Origin of the sequence: Streptomyces sp. NBC_01235 (assembly GCF_035989285.1) — a bacterium.
Taxonomy (GTDB): domain Bacteria; phylum Actinomycetota; class Actinomycetes; order Streptomycetales; family Streptomycetaceae; genus Streptomyces.
In genome coordinates, this window is record NZ_CP108513.1 from 4,797,863 (window position 1) to 4,817,097 (window position 19,235).

Annotated in this window: 20 protein-coding genes and 1 tRNA gene; 14 read left to right on the forward strand and 7 right to left on the reverse strand. The window is 69.0% G+C overall.

All coding sequences use genetic code 11. The features are described 5' to 3' along the window. Complete coding sequence (locus OG289_RS21145; RefSeq protein WP_327315590.1) at positions 1 to 1,005, reverse strand: SMI1/KNR4 family protein; 1,005 nt, start codon at positions 1,003 to 1,005, stop codon at positions 1 to 3. 299 nt (positions 1,006 to 1,304) lie between these two features. Here OG289_RS21145 and OG289_RS21150 point away from each other — a divergent pair, with 299 nt between their 5' ends. Then, positions 1,305 to 1,877, forward strand: coding sequence for a YwqJ-related putative deaminase (locus OG289_RS21150; RefSeq protein ID WP_327315591.1), 573 nt, complete (start codon positions 1,305 to 1,307; stop codon positions 1,875 to 1,877). 109 nt (positions 1,878 to 1,986) lie between these two features. After that, positions 1,987 to 2,481: an SUKH-3 domain-containing protein gene (locus OG289_RS21155; RefSeq protein ID WP_327315592.1), complete on the forward strand. Its 495-nt coding sequence runs from the start codon at positions 1,987 to 1,989 to the stop codon at positions 2,479 to 2,481. Positions 2,482 to 2,800: 319 nt separating this feature from the next. Here OG289_RS21155 and OG289_RS21160 read toward each other — a convergent pair whose 3' ends face one another. Beyond that, positions 2,801 to 4,087, reverse strand: a complete 1,287-nt coding sequence (locus tag OG289_RS21160; RefSeq protein WP_327315593.1) for a sensor histidine kinase — start codon at positions 4,085 to 4,087, stop codon at positions 2,801 to 2,803. A gap of 167 nt (positions 4,088 to 4,254) precedes the next feature. Here OG289_RS21160 and OG289_RS21165 point away from each other — a divergent pair, with 167 nt between their 5' ends. The 8 genes from OG289_RS21165 to OG289_RS21200 all read left to right on the forward strand — a co-directional run bounded on the left by OG289_RS21165 (position 4,255) and on the right by OG289_RS21200 (position 10,817). Next, positions 4,255 to 5,130 carry a hypothetical protein gene (locus OG289_RS21165; RefSeq protein ID WP_327315594.1) on the forward strand — a complete coding sequence of 292 codons (876 nt, stop codon included), beginning with the start codon at positions 4,255 to 4,257 and terminating at the stop codon, positions 5,128 to 5,130. Positions 5,131 to 5,141: 11 nt separating this feature from the next. Next, a tRNA-Gln gene (locus tag OG289_RS21170) sits at positions 5,142 to 5,212 on the forward strand. 113 nt (positions 5,213 to 5,325) lie between these two features. Then, on the forward strand, positions 5,326 to 6,774 hold the full coding sequence (gene glmU, locus OG289_RS21175; RefSeq protein ID WP_327315595.1) for a bifunctional UDP-N-acetylglucosamine diphosphorylase/glucosamine-1-phosphate N-acetyltransferase GlmU: 1,449 nt from the start codon (positions 5,326 to 5,328) through the stop codon (positions 6,772 to 6,774). A 134-nt stretch (positions 6,775 to 6,908) separates the two neighbouring features. Continuing rightward, positions 6,909 to 7,883, forward strand: coding sequence for a ribose-phosphate diphosphokinase (locus tag OG289_RS21180; RefSeq protein ID WP_327315596.1), 975 nt, complete (start codon positions 6,909 to 6,911; stop codon positions 7,881 to 7,883). A 186-nt stretch (positions 7,884 to 8,069) separates the two neighbouring features. Continuing rightward, positions 8,070 to 8,654: a 50S ribosomal protein L25/general stress protein Ctc gene (locus tag OG289_RS21185; RefSeq protein WP_327315597.1), complete on the forward strand. Its 585-nt coding sequence runs from the start codon at positions 8,070 to 8,072 to the stop codon at positions 8,652 to 8,654. Between the two features lie 85 nt (positions 8,655 to 8,739). Beyond that, on the forward strand, positions 8,740 to 9,342 hold the full coding sequence (pth, locus tag OG289_RS21190) for an aminoacyl-tRNA hydrolase (RefSeq protein WP_327315598.1): 603 nt from the start codon (positions 8,740 to 8,742) through the stop codon (positions 9,340 to 9,342). A 54-nt stretch (positions 9,343 to 9,396) separates the two neighbouring features. After that, positions 9,397 to 9,993, forward strand: a complete 597-nt coding sequence (locus OG289_RS21195) for a hypothetical protein (RefSeq protein ID WP_327315599.1) — start codon at positions 9,397 to 9,399, stop codon at positions 9,991 to 9,993. 134 nt (positions 9,994 to 10,127) lie between these two features. Beyond that, positions 10,128 to 10,817 (forward strand): LPXTG cell wall anchor domain-containing protein, encoded by a 690-nt coding sequence (locus OG289_RS21200; protein WP_327315600.1) that lies wholly within the window; start codon positions 10,128 to 10,130, stop codon positions 10,815 to 10,817. 73 nt (positions 10,818 to 10,890) lie between these two features. On the opposite strand, the gene ppc is transcribed toward OG289_RS21200, so the two are convergent. Beyond that, complete coding sequence (gene ppc, locus OG289_RS21205) at positions 10,891 to 13,632, reverse strand: phosphoenolpyruvate carboxylase (RefSeq protein WP_327315601.1); 2,742 nt, start codon at positions 13,630 to 13,632, stop codon at positions 10,891 to 10,893. Between the two features lie 289 nt (positions 13,633 to 13,921). Between ppc and OG289_RS21210 the strand changes: the two genes are divergently transcribed. Beyond that, positions 13,922 to 14,935, forward strand: a complete 1,014-nt coding sequence (locus OG289_RS21210; RefSeq protein WP_327315602.1) for an acyl-CoA desaturase — start codon at positions 13,922 to 13,924, stop codon at positions 14,933 to 14,935. Beyond that, positions 14,932 to 15,618 carry a TetR/AcrR family transcriptional regulator gene (locus tag OG289_RS21215; RefSeq protein WP_079661769.1) on the forward strand — a complete coding sequence of 229 codons (687 nt, stop codon included), beginning with the start codon at positions 14,932 to 14,934 and terminating at the stop codon, positions 15,616 to 15,618. The genes OG289_RS21210 and OG289_RS21215 overlap by 4 nt, the downstream gene beginning before the upstream one ends. Before the next feature lie 100 nt (positions 15,619 to 15,718). Here the strand turns inward: OG289_RS21215 and OG289_RS21220 are convergent, their stop codons facing one another. From OG289_RS21220 to OG289_RS21230, 3 genes are all read right to left on the reverse strand, one after another. Further along, on the reverse strand, positions 15,719 to 15,892 hold the full coding sequence (locus OG289_RS21220; RefSeq protein ID WP_327315603.1) for a CsbD family protein: 174 nt from the start codon (positions 15,890 to 15,892) through the stop codon (positions 15,719 to 15,721). 62 nt (positions 15,893 to 15,954) lie between these two features. Next, complete coding sequence (locus OG289_RS21225; RefSeq protein WP_327315604.1) at positions 15,955 to 16,341, reverse strand: VOC family protein; 387 nt, start codon at positions 16,339 to 16,341, stop codon at positions 15,955 to 15,957. A 1-nt stretch (position 16,342) separates the two neighbouring features. Further along, a complete protein-coding gene (locus OG289_RS21230; RefSeq protein WP_327315605.1) occupies positions 16,343 to 17,143 on the reverse strand; it encodes a trans-aconitate 2-methyltransferase in 801 nt (266 codons plus the stop codon). A gap of 89 nt (positions 17,144 to 17,232) precedes the next feature. On the opposite strand from OG289_RS21230, the gene OG289_RS21235 reads away from it, so the two are divergent. Next, on the forward strand, positions 17,233 to 17,730 hold the full coding sequence (locus tag OG289_RS21235; RefSeq protein ID WP_327315606.1) for a MarR family winged helix-turn-helix transcriptional regulator: 498 nt from the start codon (positions 17,233 to 17,235) through the stop codon (positions 17,728 to 17,730). Here the strand turns inward: OG289_RS21235 and OG289_RS21240 are convergent. Then, the gene (locus tag OG289_RS21240) at positions 17,689 to 18,456 is read right to left on the reverse strand and encodes a response regulator transcription factor (protein ID WP_327315607.1); all 768 of its coding nucleotides are present in this window, start codon (positions 18,454 to 18,456) and stop codon (positions 17,689 to 17,691) included. The genes OG289_RS21235 and OG289_RS21240 overlap by 42 nt on opposite strands. A 280-nt stretch (positions 18,457 to 18,736) precedes the next feature. Here OG289_RS21240 and OG289_RS21245 point away from each other — a divergent pair, with 280 nt between their 5' ends. After that, a complete protein-coding gene (locus tag OG289_RS21245) occupies positions 18,737 to 19,180 on the forward strand; it encodes a GNAT family N-acetyltransferase (RefSeq protein ID WP_327315608.1) in 444 nt (147 codons plus the stop codon). The last annotated feature ends 55 nt before the right edge of the window (positions 19,181 to 19,235 follow it).

Below are 19,235 nucleotides of genomic sequence, written 5' to 3' on the forward strand. Positions count from 1 at the left end.
TCACTCCCCCGCGCCCACGGACGACACGGACGACACCGGAACCGCCCGCGCGAACCCGCCGTCCACCATCAGATTCGCCACCGTCTCCAACTCCGGCGGATTACCGGCCAAACGCGACAGAAAAACGTCGAAATCCTCACCGCACGGCAGCAACAACCGCTCCATCCGCTCCGCCGGCGACCACCCCGGATCCACGTCCCGCACATCGTCGTACGCGCAGAACCACACCGAACCGGCCCGCTCGCCCCGCACCTTCACGGCCAACAACCCGCCCTGCACGAAACCGACGCCCAGAAAGTCCTTCGTCAGATGATCACGCAGACACTTGTTCACATACACCAGGTCATTGACCGCCGCCTCGTCCCGCACCGTGAAGAACGGCTGGTCCACCAACAGCCCCAACTCCGCGTCCAACGCAGCCCCCACCGGCGCACAACCACCCGCCGCCTTCACGAACGACCGATACGCCCCCGGCAACCGATACCCCAGATCCTCCTCGACCCCCTGCACCTGCTGCTCCGTCACCGCCACACCCGACTTCGGCAGCCCGAAATGCGCCGGACGCGTCTCCTGCAACGGCCGCGTCCCCCGCTTCGACTGATCCACCACCGCCGTCGACACCCCACCGTGATGCCGCAGCAACGCCTTCACCTCGACCGGAACCAACTCCAGCCTGCGCGAACCCACCACGTGATGCCACGTCCAGCCATGCGGAGTCGCCACCGCCGGCACCGTGTCCCACAACTCGTGCCCCGACGCCGCCAACGCCGCGTTCGCCGACACATAGTCCGTCAACCGCAGCTCATCCACCCCGAAACCCTCCGGCGGATCCGCGATCTCCGCGACCGCCCGCGCATACGGCGAGAAGTCCGGGTAGCCCCGCTCGTCCATCCGCACACCCCTCGGGTGCCGTGCCGCCCGGACCGGATCCGGGAAATGCACGACCTGCCCGGCATAGGCCGCGTTCGGCGGCGCGGCTTGCTGCCCGAGCCGACCTGTCGTCATGGCGGTTGCCCCCTGCGGCACTCTGTACGGCCCGCAGCGGCCGGTTCCGCTTCCGGTCCCGACCCACCACGCTCCGTATCGACTGTCTCCAACAATCTCCAACGCGCGTCAACCGCGCGCATCGCGGTGCCGACAGCCTATGCGGTACGACGACAGCGGTCACCGGCCCTCCGCTTCCGTGACCAGCCGTCACCCCGCCGTGACAGCCAGCCCAAACCCGGGCGTGTCGCACCGCCCCAGCTTCCGCACCCGCCACGCCATTTGGCACTCTGTGACGTCCGGGGGATGCTCGGGAGGGGATGACGATCATGAACGCGACACAGACGGGGCCACACACCGGCAGGACCGACAACCTGCACCACGGCAACACAGGCGACCACAACACCGGCCGAACCGGCGACCCCCGCATCGGCTGGTCCGCCACCGAAACCCCCCACACCCCCACCCTCCGCCACCGCCGCGACGGCATACTCCCCACCATCGCCGCCGCCCTCTCCGTCCGCGGCTCCGCCACCCTCACCGGCACCGCCGCCCGCGGCGACCAACGCCCGCCCCTGCACCACCTCGTCCAGGACTTCCTCGACACCCTCACCAGCGCCCAACGCGACCGCTTCACCGGCCGCTGCGCCGAAGCACTCCTCATCTCCCGCCACATCGCCACCGCCGACGCAGCCCGCAGCAAACGCGCCGCCCGCAGACCGATGACCAACGGAGAAGCCCGCAAAACCCTCAAACAAGCCAAACTCACCACCCGCCGCATCCGCGAGGACGGCGACCCCCTCCACGGCAGCTTCGCCACCCCCTGCCGCGCCTGCACCGCCCTCAGCGCCCACTTCGGCGTCCGCATCGTCGACCCCGCCACAGACGACTGACCAAGACAGCCCAGGCCCAGCAGCACAACACCCCCACGACACAACACCCCCCACAGCACAACGCCCCCACCCCGGGCCACGCACCACCAGCACGACGAACGAAGGGCAGATGCACCCCGACCGCACCTCCACCACACGCTTCCCCGTACCCGTCGACGCCGCCCTGCGCGCCGCCGGCTGGCAACCCGGACGCTGGGACATCAAACAAGCCGAGATCTGGGCCGACACCCTCCGCGAACACACCTCACCCGCAGGCCACCGCCACGCCGTCTTCCCCGCCGCCGTCGAAGCCTGGGCCGAATTCGGCGGGCTCACCATCACCCCCACCGGCCCCGGCCGCCAGGTCGCCCCCACCACCGTCCACCTCGACCCCCTCCACGGCCTCCACCTCGCCCGCACCCTCGTCGACCTCGGCCGCGCCCTCGACACCGACGTCGCCCCCCTCGGCACCGAGACCGACACCCACTCCGTCCTCGCCATCGACGCCGAAGGCCGCGTCTACGCCCTCGACCACACCGGCGACTGGTACCTCGGCCCCGACATCGACCAAGCCCTCGGCACCCTCACCGCCGGCATAGAACCCGCCCGCCTCACCGCCGGCTAGGACCTGCCCCGCACTCACGCCGCAGACGCGGCATGCGACACGCTCCCCAGAGGGGGCACCCCCACCCCCACAGGAGCGGCCCCCCAGCCGCACCGTCGTCGATCTCCCCCACACACGACTTCACTCAACCGGGAGAGGCCCCAGCGCGCCGCGCGGCGTCGCCCCCCTCCTCCGCCTTGCGCCTGCCCCCTCCCCCACACACGCCTTCGCGCAACCAGGGCCCCATCACCCCACCCACCAGCACAGATCAGGCACCGCGACCGCCCCGCGACCTGAACCTCCCGACAGACCCCACCCCACCCCCCACCACAAACCCGGCCTACCCCTCCGGAATCACCGCCGACACCCGAAAACCCCCCGCATCCGTCACCCCCGACACAAACACCCCACCCAACGCCACCACCCGCTCCTTCATCCCCACCAGCCCATTACCCCCCGACGGCAACCCCGCCGCCGACGCCGACCCCACCTCCGGCGGCGGCCCGTTCTCCACCTGCATCGCGATCTCCGCCGCCCGATGCGCCAACCGCACATGCGTCTTCGCACCCGCCGCATGCTTGTGCACGTTCGTCAACGCCTCCTGCACCACCCGATACGCCGTCTGCTCGATCTCCGGCGCATACGACCGCACCTCACCCTCCACCGACAACTCCACCACCATCCCCGCAGCCGCCGACTGCCCCACCAACTCCTCCAACTCCGACAGACAAGGCCCCTCCCCCTCCTCCACCACCCCCGCGGCCACCCCCACCGCCACCAACGGCACCGACGCCGACCGCCCCCGCGGACCGCCATTGCGCAACACCCCGAGCATCTCCCGCAACTCGGTCAACGCCTGCCGCCCCATGTCACCCACCAGCGCCGCATTGCGCACCGCCTTCTCAGGATCCTTCCGCGCAACAGCCTGCAACGCCGCAGCATGGACGACCATCAGACTCACCCGATGCGCGACCACGTCATGCATCTCCCGCGCGATCCGAGTCCGCTCCTCGCCACGCGCCCACTCCGCCCGCTCCTCCGCCCGCTCCGCGAGCAACTCCAACTCCCGCTCAAGACTGTCCGCCCGCTCCCGCAAGCTCTCCATCAACCGCCGCCACGCCCCGATGTACAACCCCAGCAGCAGAGGCGGCGCCGTAAGCCCCAACGACGTCGCGATCGCGGCGAACGGAACGAACCAGTCCCCCAGCGTCAACGTCCCCCGCGCCATGCTCTGCTTCACCCGCACGAACGTCACGATCAACGTCCCCACCAGCTGCATCCCCGCAAGCGAAACGATCATGCGCCGGGGCAGCTCGGACGCGGCGAGCGTGTACAGCCCGACGATCCCCATCAGGAACCCCATCTGGGCCGGCGTGATCGCGATCGCCACCAGCACCACAGCGATGGGCCACTTCCGCCGCACCACCAACACCGACCCGGCGAGCAACCCGAAGACGATCCCCACCGCCACCGGAATCCCGGCGTCCCGCGCGAACGGAACCCCCTCCACCGCGCACTCCACGGCGGACACGAGCCCCAGGCTCCAGTCGAACGCCGCGCTACGCCATCTGGTCCACCACAACGGCCCTCCCCGGGCCGCCGTGTCCTCATCCCCCGTCGTGGTCATGCCCCCCAGCCTACGTTCGAGCCCCGCAGCTTTTCCGGCGACTTTCCCCGACTGGCCTACACCACACCCCATAACCGAACAGGACCGAAACCCGCCGGTATCACTCGAACTGCCGAACCAGGCCTGTTCGACCCCGGAAGCAGGCATTCCGCCCGGACGGTATGCGTATGGCACATTCTCATGGCAAGTACGCGGACTTCGAGACACTCCGGGAGCGGGCGGTCGCGCTGCGGCGCGAGGGCCTCAGCCGACGGCAGATCCGGGACCGGCTCCAAGTCGACAACAACGACATCCTCAACCGACTCCTGGAGGGCGAGCCCCCTCCGGACTGGACAAAGCGCCCCAACGCGAAGGACGACCTCAGGGACAGGGCGAGGGAGCTCCGGCTCCAGGGCTGGACGTACGACCAGATCCAGGTGGAGCTGGGCTGCTCGAAGAGCTCGATCTCGCTGTGGGTACGGGATCTGCCGAAGCCGGAGAGGAAGAAGCGGACCCGGGAGGAGGCTTCAGCTATCGCCAAGCGCGGCTGGGAAGTCACGATGCGATTGCGTGAAGAGAAACGTCAGCAAACAAGGCAAGCAGCCACGACGAGCATCGGCGCGATGTCCGACCGCGAGCTCTTCCTGCTCGGCGTCGGCCTGTACTGGGCGGAGGGCTCCAAGAGTAAGCCGCACCTCCCTCAAGAGCGGGTCACCTTCATCAACAGCGATCCTCACATGATCGAGGCCTACCTGGCCTGGCTGCGATTGCTGGGCGTGAGCGCCGATCGCCTGCGGTTCCACGTCCACATCCACGAGTCGGGAGACATAGAAGGCGCCGAGCGCTTCTGGGCAGAGCTTGTTGGCGGCAACGCAGCAGCATTCGGCAAGACCAGCCTCAAGAAGCACAGCCCGAAAACCAACCGGAGGAACGTTGGCCAGGACTACCGGGGTTGCCTCGTAGTTCGCGTCCTCCAAAGCGCCGACCTATACCGTCGCATCGAAGGCTGGTGGTACGGCATAGTGTTGTCCGCACGCGAAACCGATGAACCGAATCGGACATAGCGCGCAAACCATCCCGGGTCGTCTAATGGCAGGACAAAGAGTTTTGGTCTCTTGAATGAGGGTTCGATTCCTTCCCCGGGAGCCCCCATCGAGCGGGCCCTGACAGCACTGTCAGGGCCCGCTCTCATGTCCCCCAGGAAACGCCCCGGTATCCTTCGGATGTCCCACCTCACTCCACAGCCGAAGGGCAATTCCGTGAGCGCCATTCGCCCGGCAGCCGTCGTCGTCCTCGCAGCGGGTGAGGGCACCCGTATGAAGTCGGCCATACCCAAGGTTCTCCACGAGCTCTGCGGCCGCAGCCTCGTGGGCCATGTGCTGGCCGCCGCCCGCGAACTGGACCCCGAGAACCTGGTCGTCGTCGTCGGGCACGCCCGCGAGAAGGTCACCGCGCACCTCGCCGAGGTCGACGCCGCCGTACGCACCGCCGTGCAGGAGGAGCAGAACGGCACCGGGCACGCCGTCCGGATGGGGCTGGAGCAGCTCGGTGGCGGTGTCGACGGGACCGTGGTGGTCGTCTGTGGCGACACCCCGCTTCTGACCGGCGCGACCCTCGCCCAGCTGGCCGCGACGCATCACGCGGACGGGAACGCGGTCACCGTGCTGACCGCCGAGGTGCCGGATGCGACCGGGTACGGGCGGATCGTGCGGGACGGTGCCTCGGGTGCGGTCACGGCGATCGTCGAGCACAAGGACGCGTCCGCCGCGGAGCTGGCGATCCGTGAGATCAACTCCGGGGTGTTCGCGTTCGACGGGCAGCTCCTCGCGGACGCGTTGAAGCAGGTTCGGACGGACAACAGTCAGGGTGAGGAGTACCTCACCGATGTTCTCGGGATTCTCCGGGAGGCTGGTCATCGCGTGGGTGCTTCCGTGGCGGCCGATCACCGTGAGATCGCGGGTATCAACAACCGTGTGCAGCTCAGTGAGGCCCGTCGGATTCTCAACGACCGGTTGCTGACGGCCGCCATGCTGTCGGGCGTCACCGTCGTGGACCCCGCCACCACCTGGGTGGACGTGACCGTGACGTTCGACCGGGACGCCGTGATCCACCCGGGTACGCAGCTGCACGGTTCGACGCATCTCGGTGAGGGTGCGGAGGTCGGTCCCAACAGCCGGCTGAAGGACACGGTCGTCGATGCGGGGGCTCGGGTCGACAACACGGTGTCGGACGGCGCGCACGTGGGTCCGAACGCGAAGGTGGGTCCGTACGCGTACCTGCGTCCCGGTACCCGTCTCGGGGCGAAGGGCAAGATCGGTACGTACGTGGAGACGAAGAACGCCTCCATCGGTGAGGGGACGAAGATCCCGCACCTGTCGTACGTGGGGGACGCGACGATCGGTGAGTACTCCAACATCGGTGCCGCCAGCGTCTTCGTGAACTATGACGGCGAGGCCAAGCACCACACCACGGTCGGCTCGCACTGCAAGACGGGTTCGGACAACATGTTTGTGGCTCCTGTCACGGTCGGGGACGGCGCGTACACCGCCGCCGGCTCCGTGATCACGAAGGACGTGCCGCCCGGTTCGCTGGCCGTGGCCCGTGGTCAGCAGCGGAATATCGAGGGTTGGGTGGCTCGTAAGCGTCCGGGCAGCGCAGCGGCGAAGGCTGCGGAGACGGCCTCTCGCCAGGAGGAAAGCGAAAGCTGACCGGAAACGGGCGCGTCGAACACGGCGTACCGTGATAAGTGCACATCCGCACCCCACCAGCTGAGACGGCCGCGTCGCGCCCAGTGGCGAGGTCTCTCGACACCCAGCTGAGACACCTCTGAGGAGACAGTGCTGTGACCGGGATCAAGACGACCGGCGAGAAGAAGATGATGTTCTTCTCCGGCCGCGCCCACCCCGAGCTTGCCGAGGAGGTCGCCCACCAGCTGGGTGTCGGGGTTGTCCCGACGAAGGCCTTCGATTTCGCCAATGGTGAGATCTATGTTCGCTATCAGGAGTCCGCGCGCGGTGCCGACTGCTTCCTGATCCAGAGCCACACGGCTCCGATCAACAAGTGGATCATGGAGCAGTTGATCATGATCGATGCGTTGAAGCGGGCTTCGGCGCGTTCGATCACGGTGATTCTGCCGTTCTACGGGTATGCGCGGCAGGACAAGAAGCACCGTGGTCGTGAGCCGATCTCGGCGCGGCTGATCGCGGACATGATGAAGACGGCGGGTGCGGACCGGATCCTGACGGTGGATCTGCACACGGACCAGATCCAGGGCTTCTTCGACGGCCCGGTGGACCACCTCTTCGCGCTGCCGCTGCTCGCCGACTACGTGGGCAGCAAGGTGGACCGCGCGAAGCTCACGGTGGTGTCTCCGGACGCCGGCCGTGTGCGGGTGGCCGACCGTTGGTGCGACCGTCTGGGTGCGCCGCTGGCGATCGTGCACAAGCGGCGTGACAAGGACGTGGCGAACCAGGTGACGGTCCACGAGGTCGTGGGCGAGGTCAAGGGCCGGGTCTGTGTGCTGGTCGACGACATGATCGACACGGGTGGCACGATCTGTGCGGCTGCGGACGCGTTGTTCGCGCATGGTGCGGAGGATGTCATCGTGACGGCGACGCACGGTGTGCTGTCGGGTCCGGCGGCGGACCGTCTGAAGAACTCGAAGGTGAGTGAGTTCATCTTCACGAACACCCTGCCGACGCCGGGTGAGCTGGAGGTGGACAAGATCACGGTGCTGTCGATCGCGCCGACGATCGCGAACGCGGTGCGGGAGGTGTTCGAGGACGGTTCGGTGACGAGCCTGTTCGACGAGCAGTGACGGTTCTCGTCTAGATCGATTTCGTGTACGGCCTTCCCGCTGCGTAAACTGTCCCAGTTGCTCGGCGAGGGAGGCCGTCCACGTGTGTCGCACGTGCGTACGGCGGTCCGTTATCGACGCGCTCTTCGTAGCAGGCCGATGGTTTGGCCGGGTGACCACCTTTCCCCAGTTCTACGAGGAGTGAACATGGCCGAGGTCAAGCTCGCAGCCGAGACCCGTACCGAGTTCGGCAAGGGCGCCGCCCGCCGTATCCGTCGTGCCGCCAAGGTTCCCGCCGTGGTCTACGGCCACGGTGCCGACCCCGTGCACATCACGCTGCCGGGCCACGAGCTCCAGCTCGCCCTGCGCACCCCGAACGTCCTGCTCAGCCTGGACATCGAGGGCAAGACCCAGCTGGCCATCCCGAAGGCCGTGCAGCGCGACGCGATCAAGGGCTTCCTCGACCACGTCGACCTTCTTCTCGTGACGCGTGGCGAGAAGGTCAACGTCGAGGTCTACGTCCACACCGAGGGTGACCTGGCCCCGGGTGCCTACCTGCTCGAGCACGTGCTGAGCACGCTGACGGTCGAGGCCGAGGCCACGCACATCCCGGAGTCGGTCACCGTCTCCATCGAGGGCCTGGAGGCCGGCGCCTCCATCCTCGCGAAGGACATCCCGCTGCCCCAGGGCACCACGCTGGCGATCGACGAGGACGCGGTCGTCCTCCAGGTCCTGGCCGCCCAGGCGGAGGAGGCCCCGGCGGAGGCCGAGGCCGAGGCCACCGAGGCCTGATTTTTCACAGACCTCATCCCGTCGGCCGCCGCTTCCTCTGGGGAGCGGCGGCCTGCGTGTGGTCCCTGCGTGTAGTCAAGGAGACATGGACGTGACGATCGACGCCAACGCGCCCTGGCTGATCGTGGGCCTCGGCAATCCGGGTCCGGAGTACGCCATGAACCGGCACAACGTCGGGTTCATGGTGGCCGATCTGCTGGCCGAGCAGATCGGTGGGAGGTTCAAGCGGGCGGGGAAGGCGCAGGCGCAGGTCGTCGAGGGGCGGATCGGTCCGCCGGGCACGGGGAGCCGGCGGGTGGTGCTGGCGAAGCCGATGTCGTTCATGAACCTGTCGGGTGGTCCGGTGAACGCGTTGCGGGACTTCTACAAGGTGCCGGTGGGGAACATCGTTGCGGTGCACGACGAGCTGGACATCGACTACGGGGTGCTGCGGCTGAAGCTGGGCGGTGGGGACAACGGGCACAACGGGCTGAAGTCGATGACCAAGGCGATGGGTGCGGAGTACCACCGTGTGCGATTCGGGATCGGGCGGCCGCCGGGGCGGATGCAGGTGGCGGACTTCGTGCTGAAGGACTTCTCGTCGGCCGAGCGCAAGGAGCTGGACTACTTCGTGGACCGGGCGGCGGATGCGGTGGAGGCGCTGGTTCTGGAGGGTCTTGAGCGGGCGCAAAGCACGTACAACTCCTGACTTGTCGCCCACCGAGGTTGACGGGTCGTTCGGGCATGGCCAATGATCCCGGCCATGCTTGCTACCGCAGCCCCGTCCCATCGCCGTCGGGGTTCGTCCCGTAAGAACCCGGCCAAGGGGTCGGTGAAGGGCTCCGGGTCGGTGAAGGGCTACGGCTCGGTGAAGGGCTCGGGCTCGGCCAAGGGCTCGGATTCGGTGGCCGCGTTGCGGTGGGGGCGGTTGGCGGCGATGGGTACGGTCGCGGTGCTGATCCTGATCGCGGGGGTGTGGGGTTCCTGGGGGTCCGCTCAGCACGTGATGCTGACGAAGGGCCGGGAGCAGGGCACGGTCGAGGTGACGCGGTGCGGCGAGGAGACCTGCGTCGGGCCTTATACGCCGTTGTCGGCGGGGTCGACGGCACGCGCGCGTGTGGTGATCGAGAAGTCGGTGGCGGTGCGCAAGGGGCGGACCTACACGGTGGTTCTCAAGCCCGACAGTGATGAGGCGGTGCGTTCGGGTCCCGCGGGGGTCCTGTTCGCCTGGGTTCCGTTGGGCGGGGCGCTGCTGCTGGCGTCGGTGGTGGTCGCGGGCGGTCTGGGGCGGACGCGGGCCGGGTGGGTGCTGGCGGGGTCGGGGGTGGCGTTGTTGACGGCTGCGTTCGTGACGATTTGAGGGCGTTCGGTGTCCCTTTTTTCTGCGAGGGACCATATGTTGCCTGTTTGTGATTGACCGAGGGTCAGTGTCGGCAGGAAGCTGAGCCGCCCCCTCCACATCTTCCCTTTCGTCACTCGAAGATGGACTGCCCCATGCGCACCTTCTCCCGTGCCGGCGCCCTGTCCGCCGTCGCTGCTGTCGCGGTGTTCGCCGCGCCCGTCACCGCCCATGCCGCCCCGCCGGGGGACAACGGCGATGTGAAGATCCACAAGTCGACGACGGACGAGTTCGACGAGCGGAACGAGCCGCATGCCTGCTCGTTCTATCTCGACGCCTTCGACTTCGACGGTCTGGCAAAGGTGGACTGGCACATCGAGGCCTGGGCGCCGAGCGCCGACTCCAAGGGCGAGACGGTGAAGACCGGCTCGATCACCCTGGACGGCAAGGGTCACGGCCGTACCGAGGACCTGTCGCTGGCGGACGGGCACTACAAACTGTTCTGGAACTTCGAGGGCGAGAAGGGGGCCGCGAAGCACAAGGTGTTCTGGACGGAGTGCGGGGACGAGGAGGGCGGCGGCTCATCGTCGTCCCCGTCGCCGTCGGGTTCGGCGTCCTCGTCCGCGTCAGCGTCTGCGTCTGCGTCGCCGAGTTCCTCGGTGTCGGCGTCGGTGGAGCCGTCGGGTTCGGCGGGGTCGACTCCGTCGTCGGCTCCCGGACCGCAGGGCGAGGGCGGCGGCCTCGCCGAGACGGGCAACGGTGCGCCTGTCGGCGCGCTGGCCGGTGTCGCGGCCGTGCTGCTCGGCGCGGGCGGTTACCTGGTGGTGCGGCGGCGCCGAGCCTGACGTTCGGAAGGAACATGGGGGTGCCCCCGAGCCGGTACGACGCTCGGGGGCACCCTTGTGTGTGCGGCCGGGTTCAGCCGGTGTTGCGCAGGCCCGCCGCCACTCCGTTGACGGTGAGGAGCAGGGCGCGGGCGAGGAGCGGGTCGGGTTCGGCTCCGGCGGCGGCCGCGTCGCGCTGCCGCTTCAGCAGGGTCACCTGGAGGTAGGAGATGGGGTCCAGGTAGGCGTCGCGGATGGTGAAGGTCTGCTTGAGGACGGGGGTGGCGTCGAGCAGTTCCTTCTCTCCGGTGATCTTGAGGACTTCGGCGACGGTGCGGGCGTGTTCGGCCTTGATGGTCTCGAAGACGTGCTTGAGCTCGTCGGGGACGAGGGTGTCGACGTAGTGCTGGGCGATGCGCAGGTCGGTCTTGGCGAGGGTCATCTCGACGTTGGAGATGAAGTTCTGGAAGAAGTGCCACTGTCCGTGCATCTCGTCCAGGACGGTGTCGAGGCCGGCGTCGCGCAGTGCCTTGAGGCCGGATCCGACGCCGTACCAGCCGGGGACGATCTGGCGGGACTGGGTCCAGCCGAAGACCCAGGGGATGGCGCGCAGTCCGTCGAGTCCGGCGCCGGAGTCGGGGCGGCGTGACGGGCGGGAGCCGAGGTGCAGGTCGGCGAGCTGGTCGACGGGGGTGGAGGCGAAGAAGTAGGGCGGGAGGTCGGGGTCTTCGACGAGGGTGCGGTAGGCGGCGTGGGCGGCGTCGGAGACGACGTCCATGGCGGCGTCCCAGCGGGCGAGGGCCTCGTCGGACTGGCGGGGGGCGGTGTGCAGGGCGGAGGCCTGGAGGGTGGCGGCGACCGTCAGTTCCAGGTTTTCCCTGGCCAGGGAGGGGATGAGGTACTTGTCGGAGATGACCTCGCCCTGTTCGGTGACCTTGATCTCGCCCTCCAGGGTGCCCCAGGGCTGGGCGAGGATGGCGTCGTGGGAGGGGCCGCCGCCGCGGCCGACGGTGCCGCCTCGGCCGTGGAAGAGGCGCAGGCGTACGCCGTAGCGGTGGGCGACGTCGCGCAGCCGGCGCTGGGCGCGGTGGATCTCCCATTGCGAGGTGGTGATGCCGCCGAACTTCGACGAGTCGGAGTAGCCGAGCATGACCTCCTGGACGTCCCCGCGCAGGGCGACGAGGCGCCGGTACGACGGGTCGGAGAGCATGTCCTCCAGGATGGTGTCGGCGGCCCTGAGTTCGTCGGTGGTCTCCAGGAGGGGCACGATGCCGATCTTGGCCCAGCCGGCGTGCAGGTCGATGAGGCCGGCCTCGCGGGCGAGGACGGCGGCGGCGAAGACGTCGTCGGCGCCCTGGCACATGGAGATGATGTAGGACTCGATGACCTCGGGTCCGAAGACTTCGAGGGCGCGCTTGACGGTGAGGAAGACGCCGAGGGTCTTCTCGCCGGCCGCGTCGACGGGTGCGGGGGTCGGGGCGAGCGGCCTGCGTGACCTGAGTTCCTTGGCGAGGAGCTTGGTGCGGTACTCGCGGGGCATGTCGGTGTAGCGCCAGGATTCCTCGCCGAGGCGGTCGAAGAGCTGGCCGAGGGCGTGGTGGTGGGCGTCGGCGTGTTCGCGGACGTCCATGGTGGCGAGCTGGAGGCCGAAGGCGGCGAGGGTGCGGATGGTGCGGTTCATGCGGCCGTCGGCGAAGAGTGCGCCGCGGTGTTCGCGCAGGGAGGTCTGGATGAGGGTGAGGTCGTTCAGGAGCTCGCTGGTGCCGAGGTAGTCGTGGCCGGGGTCGTGGGGGGTGCCCTTGGCGAGGCGCTGCTTGGTGTTCTCGAGCTTCTGGCGGATGCAGGTGGCCTTGAGGCGGTAGGGCTCTTCGGCGTTGAGCCGCTTGTAGCGGGGGCTGATCTCGGGCAGTCGCTCCAGGTCGCCCTTGAGTGATGCGAGGAGTTCCTCGGTGGCTCCGGTGTAGCGGATGGAGTTGGAGAGGAAGCCGCGGAGTTCGTCGATCATCTCCAGGGCGTCGTTGATGCCGTGTTCGTGCTGGAGGATGAGGACGTCCCAGGTGACCTGGGGGGTGACGTTGGGGTTTCCGTCGCGGTCGCCGCCGATCCAGGTGCCGAAGGTGAGGGGGCGCGTGTCCTCGGGGAGCTTGACTCCGACGCGCTCCAGTTCGGCGGTGAGGTCCTCCAGGACGTCGCCGACGGCGCCGGCGTGGAGTTCGTCGAGGTAGTAGATGGCGTTGCGGGCCTCGTCGGCGGGCTCGGGGCGGACGACGCGCAGTTCGTCGGTCTGCCATACGAGGTCGATGTTCTCGGCGAGGCGGGTGTCGTAGCGGCGGCGGTCGGACTCGATGACGGGGGTTTCCAGGAGCGCGGCGATGCGCCGGAGCTTGTTGAGTACCGACCGGCGTGCGGCTTCGGTGGGGTGTGCCGTGAACACGGGGCGAACGTTGAGGTGGCGGACCGTCTGCTGGACGTGTTGGGGGTCGGCGTCCTTGAGGCGGTCGGCGGTGCGGGCGAGGAGGCCGCCCTCGGCGGCTCGGCGTTCGCGCAGTTCGCGGCCGCGGTGGACCTGTTCGGTGACGTTGGCGAGGTGGAAGTAGGTGGAGAAGGCGCGGACCAGCTTGGCCGCGGTCTCCAGTTCGGTTCCTCGCAACAGTTCGGCGGCGGCTTCGCCGTCCTCTCGGGTGAGGCGGCGGACCTTTTCGACCAGGTCGAGGAGCTCGGGGCCTTCCTGCCGGACGAGGGTCTCCCCGAGGAGGTCACCCAGTCGGCGGATGTCGGCGCGCAGCTCGGTGCTGGTCGTTGTGGTGGCCTGGCCAAGGTCGTCGGCACTGCTCACAGGTGCGGCTCCTTGCAGTGTTGAAGCTCGTCCGGGAGGGAACTCGGAGGTCGGCCCCGTGGCGGGCATCGCATAGGGGCCGGACATCCGGGAAGAAAACAGAGCGGACCGCGCTGTCCGACCGTCTCCAAGGATAGGTGTCCGTGGGGACGCGCAGGTGGGCGGGCTCTTGCCGCCGGGCTGAGCACTGCCATACTTACGATGCCGTAGGTTACGGAACCGTAGGAAGTGCTGCGCGGTTCCGGCGGTACGGCATCTCCCTCATTCCAAGACCCCCCAGGGGACGCGCATGACCACAGGCTCCAACGTGATCGAAGACCCTTCCAAGGCACCCGACGGCAGCCCTGCGCCTTTGGCCACCCTGGGTGGCGAGCAGAAGCGTTCGATCGAGCAGATCACGCTGCTGATCTTCATCATCGTCCCGTTCCTGGCGGTGCTGGCGGCGGTGCCGCTGGCGTGGAACTGGGGGGGTGTGAGCTGGCTGGACCTCGGTCTGCTGGTCTTCATGTACTTCCTCGGGTGCCACGGCATCACGATCGGTTTCCACCGGTACTTCACGCATGGTTCGTTCAAGGCGAGGCGGCCGCTGCGGATCGCGTTGGCGATCATGGGGTCGATGGCGGTGGAGGGTCCGCTGGTGCGCTGGGTGGCGGATCACCGTAAGCACCACAAGTTCTCCGACGCGGAGGGTGACCCGCATTCGCCGTGGCGGTTCGGGGAGACGGTTCCGGCCCTGATGAAGGGTCTGTGGTGGGCGCACATCGCCTGGATGTTCGACGAGGAGCAGACGCCGCAGGACAAGTACGCGCCGGATCTGATCAAGGACCCGGCGATCCGTGCGATCTCGCGGCAGTTCGTGTTCTGGACGGTGTTGTCGCTGGCGCTGCCGCCGCTGGTGGGCGGGCTGGTGACGATGTCCTGGTGGGGCGCGTTCACGGCGTTCTTCTGGGGTTCGCTGGTGCGGGTGGCGCTGCTGCACCACGTCACGTGGTCGATCAACTCGATCTGTCACGCGGTGGGCAAGCGTCCGTTCAAGTCGCGGGACCGGTCGGGCAACGTGTGGTGGCTGGCGGTGCTGTCGTGCGGGGAGTCCTGGCACAACCTGCACCATGCCGAACCGACGTCGGCGCGGCACGGGGTGATGCGGGGGCAGCTGGACTCCTCCGCTCGCTTCATCCGGTGGTTCGAGATGCTCGGGTGGGCGTATGACGTGCGCTGGCCGTCACGCTCGCGTATCGATTCGCGTCGCAACACGGGTGAGGACGGCTCCCGGCGGGGGAAGGCGACCGTCGAGGCGGCATGATTGACGGTGTGGCGACCGACTCCAGCAGTACCTCCAGTCCCAGCAGTGATGCGAAGCCGCGGCGCGCGCGACGCACCCGTATGACGGGGGCGGAGCGTCGGCAGCAGTTGCTGGAGATCGGTCGCACCCTGTTCGCGGCGAAGGGTTTCGAGGGCACGTCGGTGGAGGAGATCGCGGCGAAGGCCGGGGTGTCCAAGCCGGTGGTGTACGAGCACTTCGGCGGCAAGGAGGGGCTGTACGCGGTGGTCGTGGACCGCGAGATGCGCCGCCTGCTGGACATGGTCACGTCATCGTTGACGGCGGGGCACCCCCGCGAGCTCCTCGAACAGGCGGCGTTCGCGCTCCTCGACTACATCGAGGAGTACACGGACGGTTTCCGCATTCTGGTCCGCGACTCCCCCATCCCGCAGTCCACCGGCTCCTTCGCGTCGCTGATCTCCGACATCGCGACGCAGGTGGAGGACATCCTGGGCCGCGAGTTCAAGAACCGCGGCTTCGATCCGAAACTGGCCCCCCTGTACGCCCAGGCCCTGGTCGGCATGGTCGCGCTGACCGGCCAGTGGTGGCTGGACGTGCGCCGTCCGAAGAAGGCGGAGGTTGCGGCCCACCTGGTGAACCTGTCGTGGCACGGGCTGGACGGGCTGGAGGCCAAGCCGCACCTCATAGGGCGCCGCAAGGCCTGACCCGCGCATCCGAGCAACCCACGGCCGAGAGACCGTCACCCTCAGCGGTGACGGTCTCTCGGCGGCATTACGGTCGCCGCGGTCAGTGCGGTCGGCGCGGTCAGTGCTTGAAGACGTCCTTGGCCTTCTCCTTCGCCTGGCGGGCGTCGCCCTTCGACTGGCCGGCGCGGCCCTTGGCCTCCATCCTCATGTCGCCCGTCGCGCGGCCGACGACCTCCTTGGCCTTGCCCTTGACCTGTTCCTTCTTGGCCTTGCCCTTCTGGTCCTTCGCCACCGTGGATCACTCCCAGCCGCATCCGTGTCCGATGCCACCCCGAGTGGCCTTGCGCGCACCGTTCAAACGCGGGGCTCCAGGAACTCCAGCCGGTTGCCCACCGGGTCGAACGCGTAGAAGCGGCGGTGTCCCGGCAGGCCTGTGTCCCAGGCCAGGCGCGTTCCGTGGGCCTCCAGCCGGGCCGCGTAGGCCTCGATGTCGGTGACCCGCAGCCCGGGGTGGGCCTTTCGGGACGGGCGGAAGTGACATTTTCCGCCTCCGGCGGGGGCGTCCTCGATCCCGAGGTGCAGCTGCACCGCGCCCGCCCGGAACCAGCAGCCGCCGCGCGCCGCGAGCGCGGGCGGCTTGGGGATCTCCGTCATGCCGAGGGCGTCGACATAGAAGGGGCGCAACAGGTCTTCGGTGCCGGGTGGCGCGGCGAGCTGGACGTGGTCGACGGCGGTGAGCACCTCATGCTCCCTTCGTGGCCACCGCGAACAGCCGGCGGAACGGCAGGACCGTGCCGTACTCGGCGCTCGGGTAGGCCTCGCGGAGCAGGTCGCGGTACTCGGTGACGAAGGCGTCCCGGGCCTCGGGGTCGTCGGCGAGGGCGTCGAGGGCGGGGCGCAGGCCGGTGCCCTTGACCCAGTCGAGGACGGGGTCGTCGCCCTCGAGGACGTGGAAGTACGTGGTCGTCCAGACGTCGGTCTCGCAGCCGAGGCGGGCTAGCCGGTCGAGGTAGACGCCGGGGGCGTGGACCGAGTCCTCGTGGCGGAGCACGTCGGCGAGGCGGTCCTTCCAGCGGGGTGTGTCGCCGAGTTCGCGCATGAGGGCGTGCAGGGGCGCGTCGATGTTGTGGGGGACCTGGAAGGCGAAGGTGCCGCCGGGGGCGAGGCCGTCCAGCCAGGTGGCGAAGGCGTCGAGGTGACCGGGCACCCAGTGCAGGGCGGCGTTCGACACGAGCAGGTCGTACGTCTCCGTCGGCGCCCATGAGGCGAGGTCGGCGTGCGCGAAGTCGAGGCGTGCGCCGGCGTGCGCCGCCGCGTCGGCGAGCATCTGGGGCGAGTTGTCGTAGCCGGTGACGCGGGCGGTGGGCCAGCGGTCGGCGAGGACGGCGGTGACGTTGCCGGGTCCGCAGCCGAGGTCTCCGATGCGGGGCGGGTCGCCGGGCAGGTCGGGGATGCGGGCGAGGAGGTCGCCGAAGGGGCGGGCGCGGTGGCCGGCGTGACGCAGGTACTGGGCGGGGTCCCAGGAGGGGTTGGTCGTCGTCATGCCTCGTACCTTCCCGCGCAATCTATCTTGATGTCAAGAGACTTGATCTCAAGAGACTTCACGTCGACACAACCACTACACTGATCGTCATGGAGGACGAGGTCGATCGGCTGGTCGCAGCGTGGCGCCGGGAGCGCCCGGACCTCGACGTGGAGCCGCTGGAAGTACTCAGCCGGGTGAGCAGACTGGCCCGGCACCTGGACCGCGCCCGCCGGCTGGCGTTCTCCGAGCACCAGCTGGAGCCCTGGGAGTTCGACGTCCTGACGGCGCTCAGGCGCGCGGGCGCCCCGTACCAGCTCTCGCCGGGGCAGTTGCTGACGCAGACGCTGGTGACGTCGGGCACGATGACGAACCGTATCGACCGGCTCACGAAGAAGGGCCTGGTGGAGCGGCTGCCGGACCCCAGCGACCGGCGCGGTGTGCTCGTCCGCCTCACGGACGACGGCAAGGAGCGCGGCGACCAGGCACTCGCCGGACTGCTCGACCAGGAGCGGGCGATCCTGGCCGAGCTCTCGCACGCCCAGCGCAGCGAGCTGGCCGCCCTGCTACGCCAGCTGACCGCCCCGTTCGACAACATCCCCGGCTAGGTCGACAGGCCCGACGCCTGCCCGGCGCGCGAGCGCGACGGCGGCGAGCGTCGAGTGGACGCCCAGTTTGCCGAGGACGTTCTGCATGTGCGTGCGGACGGTGTGCGGGGAGAGGAACAGGCGGTCGGCGACGGCCTTGCGGCCCAGCCCCGCGACCATGCAGCGCAGCACTTCCCGCTCCCTCGGCGTGAGGGACTCCACCAGCCGTTCGCTCTCGGTGCGGTGCTTGCGGGTGGCCGTCAACTCCCTCAGGACACCCGTGAGCAGGGCGGGCGGGAGGTGGGTCTCCTCGCGCAGCACTCCGCGGATGACCGTCAGCAGCCGCGACAGCGAGCAGTCCTTCGCCACCCAGCCGGACGCGCCGGCCTGGAGCGCGAGGGCCGCGCGACGCGGGTCGTCCTTCTCGGCGAGGACGACGATCCTGACGTGCGGCTGCCCGGTACGGACGCCCGCGACCAGCGAGATCCCGTCGACGAGCCCGTCCTCGCCCACCTCCTGCACGGGCACGGCGGGCCGTATGCCCGGCAGGGCGGCGCCCAGGTCGGCGTCGACGAGCAGCACGTCGTACCGGCGCCCCTCGGCGGCCGCGCGCTCCAGGCTGCGCAACGCCGCCGGGCCGCTGCCGGCCGCGGACACGTCGACGTCGGGCTCGGCCGCCAGTGCCGCGGCCAGCGACTCGGCGAAGATACGGTGGTCGTCGACGACCAGAACTCGGATACGAACCACGAAACCCCCTTCCCCAAGCTCCTTGACAGAGCAGGGGATACCCCAAGGTCCGGAGATGAAGAACGGCGACCGGCGCGGATACGACGCCCGGAGGGGGTGTCATGACCGCACGGCCGCCGCCGTGCAGAGACTGCTACCCCCACCGCGGGCGTCGTACCCGACTGTCTCGCCCCCTGATCGGCACCGGCCCCCACCGGTGCTGTTCACAGGGTAGGGCCGTGGGCTGACAGGGGAAGGAAAATTACAGAACTGGTTGGCCAGGGCGTTTATGGTGTGCCGCATGTTTCGTCTTGAGACAGAAGTCGACAGGACCCGACGCGATCTTCTCCGTTCCCGGCTCCTCGCCACCAACACCGAGGCCTCGCCGGCCCTGCGCGCCCTGCGCGGCACTCCCGCCGAGCGCGAGTCCCCGCTGCACATCTGGGCCACCGGCCCCGGGGGCGATCTCGCCGGCGGTCTGGTCGGCCACACCTGGACGACGTGGCTGCACGTCACCTACCTCTGGGTCGACGCCCCGCACCGCGGTACGGGCCTGGGCAGCCGTCTCCTCGCGGAGGCGGAACGCGTCGCCTCCGCGGAACGGGGCTGCGACCGCGTACGCCTGGAGACCTGGGACTTCCAGGCCCCGGAGTTCTACAGGCGGCAGGGCTACGAGGTGGTGTGCGTGATCGAGGACTACCCGCCGGGCATCACGGAGTTCACGCTGACGAAGCGACTGCGGTAGGCCGTACCGATGTGCGGGCCGGGCGCCCCGGGGAAACCGTCAGCCCCGCACATCC

Bases quoted from the DNA above. Each gene is read 5' to 3' on its own strand.
- OG289_RS21160 (WP_327315593.1), bottom strand. From the start codon at position 4,087: ATGACCACGACGGGGGATGAGGACACGGCGGCCCGGGGAGGGCCGTTG.
- OG289_RS21185 (WP_327315597.1), top strand. From the start codon at position 8,070: ATGGCCGAGGTCAAGCTCGCAGCCGAGACCCGTACCGAGTTCGGCAAG.
- OG289_RS21195 (WP_327315599.1), top strand. From the start codon at position 9,397: ATGCTTGCTACCGCAGCCCCGTCCCATCGCCGTCGGGGTTCGTCCCGT.
- OG289_RS21245 (WP_327315608.1), top strand. From the start codon at position 18,737: ATGTTTCGTCTTGAGACAGAAGTCGACAGGACCCGACGCGATCTTCTC.
- OG289_RS21215 (WP_079661769.1), top strand. From the start codon at position 14,932: ATGATTGACGGTGTGGCGACCGACTCCAGCAGTACCTCCAGTCCCAGC.
- OG289_RS21210 (WP_327315602.1), top strand. From the start codon at position 13,922: ATGACCACAGGCTCCAACGTGATCGAAGACCCTTCCAAGGCACCCGAC.
- OG289_RS21150 (WP_327315591.1), top strand. From the start codon at position 1,305: ATGACGATCATGAACGCGACACAGACGGGGCCACACACCGGCAGGACC.
- OG289_RS21230 (WP_327315605.1), bottom strand. From the start codon at position 17,143: ATGACGACGACCAACCCCTCCTGGGACCCCGCCCAGTACCTGCGTCAC.
- OG289_RS21155 (WP_327315592.1), top strand. From the start codon at position 1,987: ATGCACCCCGACCGCACCTCCACCACACGCTTCCCCGTACCCGTCGAC.
- OG289_RS21145 (WP_327315590.1), bottom strand. From the start codon at position 1,005: ATGACGACAGGTCGGCTCGGGCAGCAAGCCGCGCCGCCGAACGCGGCC.
- OG289_RS21200 (WP_327315600.1), top strand. From the start codon at position 10,128: ATGCGCACCTTCTCCCGTGCCGGCGCCCTGTCCGCCGTCGCTGCTGTC.
- pth (WP_327315598.1), top strand. From the start codon at position 8,740: ATGGACGTGACGATCGACGCCAACGCGCCCTGGCTGATCGTGGGCCTC.
- OG289_RS21235 (WP_327315606.1), top strand. From the start codon at position 17,233: ATGGAGGACGAGGTCGATCGGCTGGTCGCAGCGTGGCGCCGGGAGCGC.
- OG289_RS21165 (WP_327315594.1), top strand. From the start codon at position 4,255: ATGGCACATTCTCATGGCAAGTACGCGGACTTCGAGACACTCCGGGAG.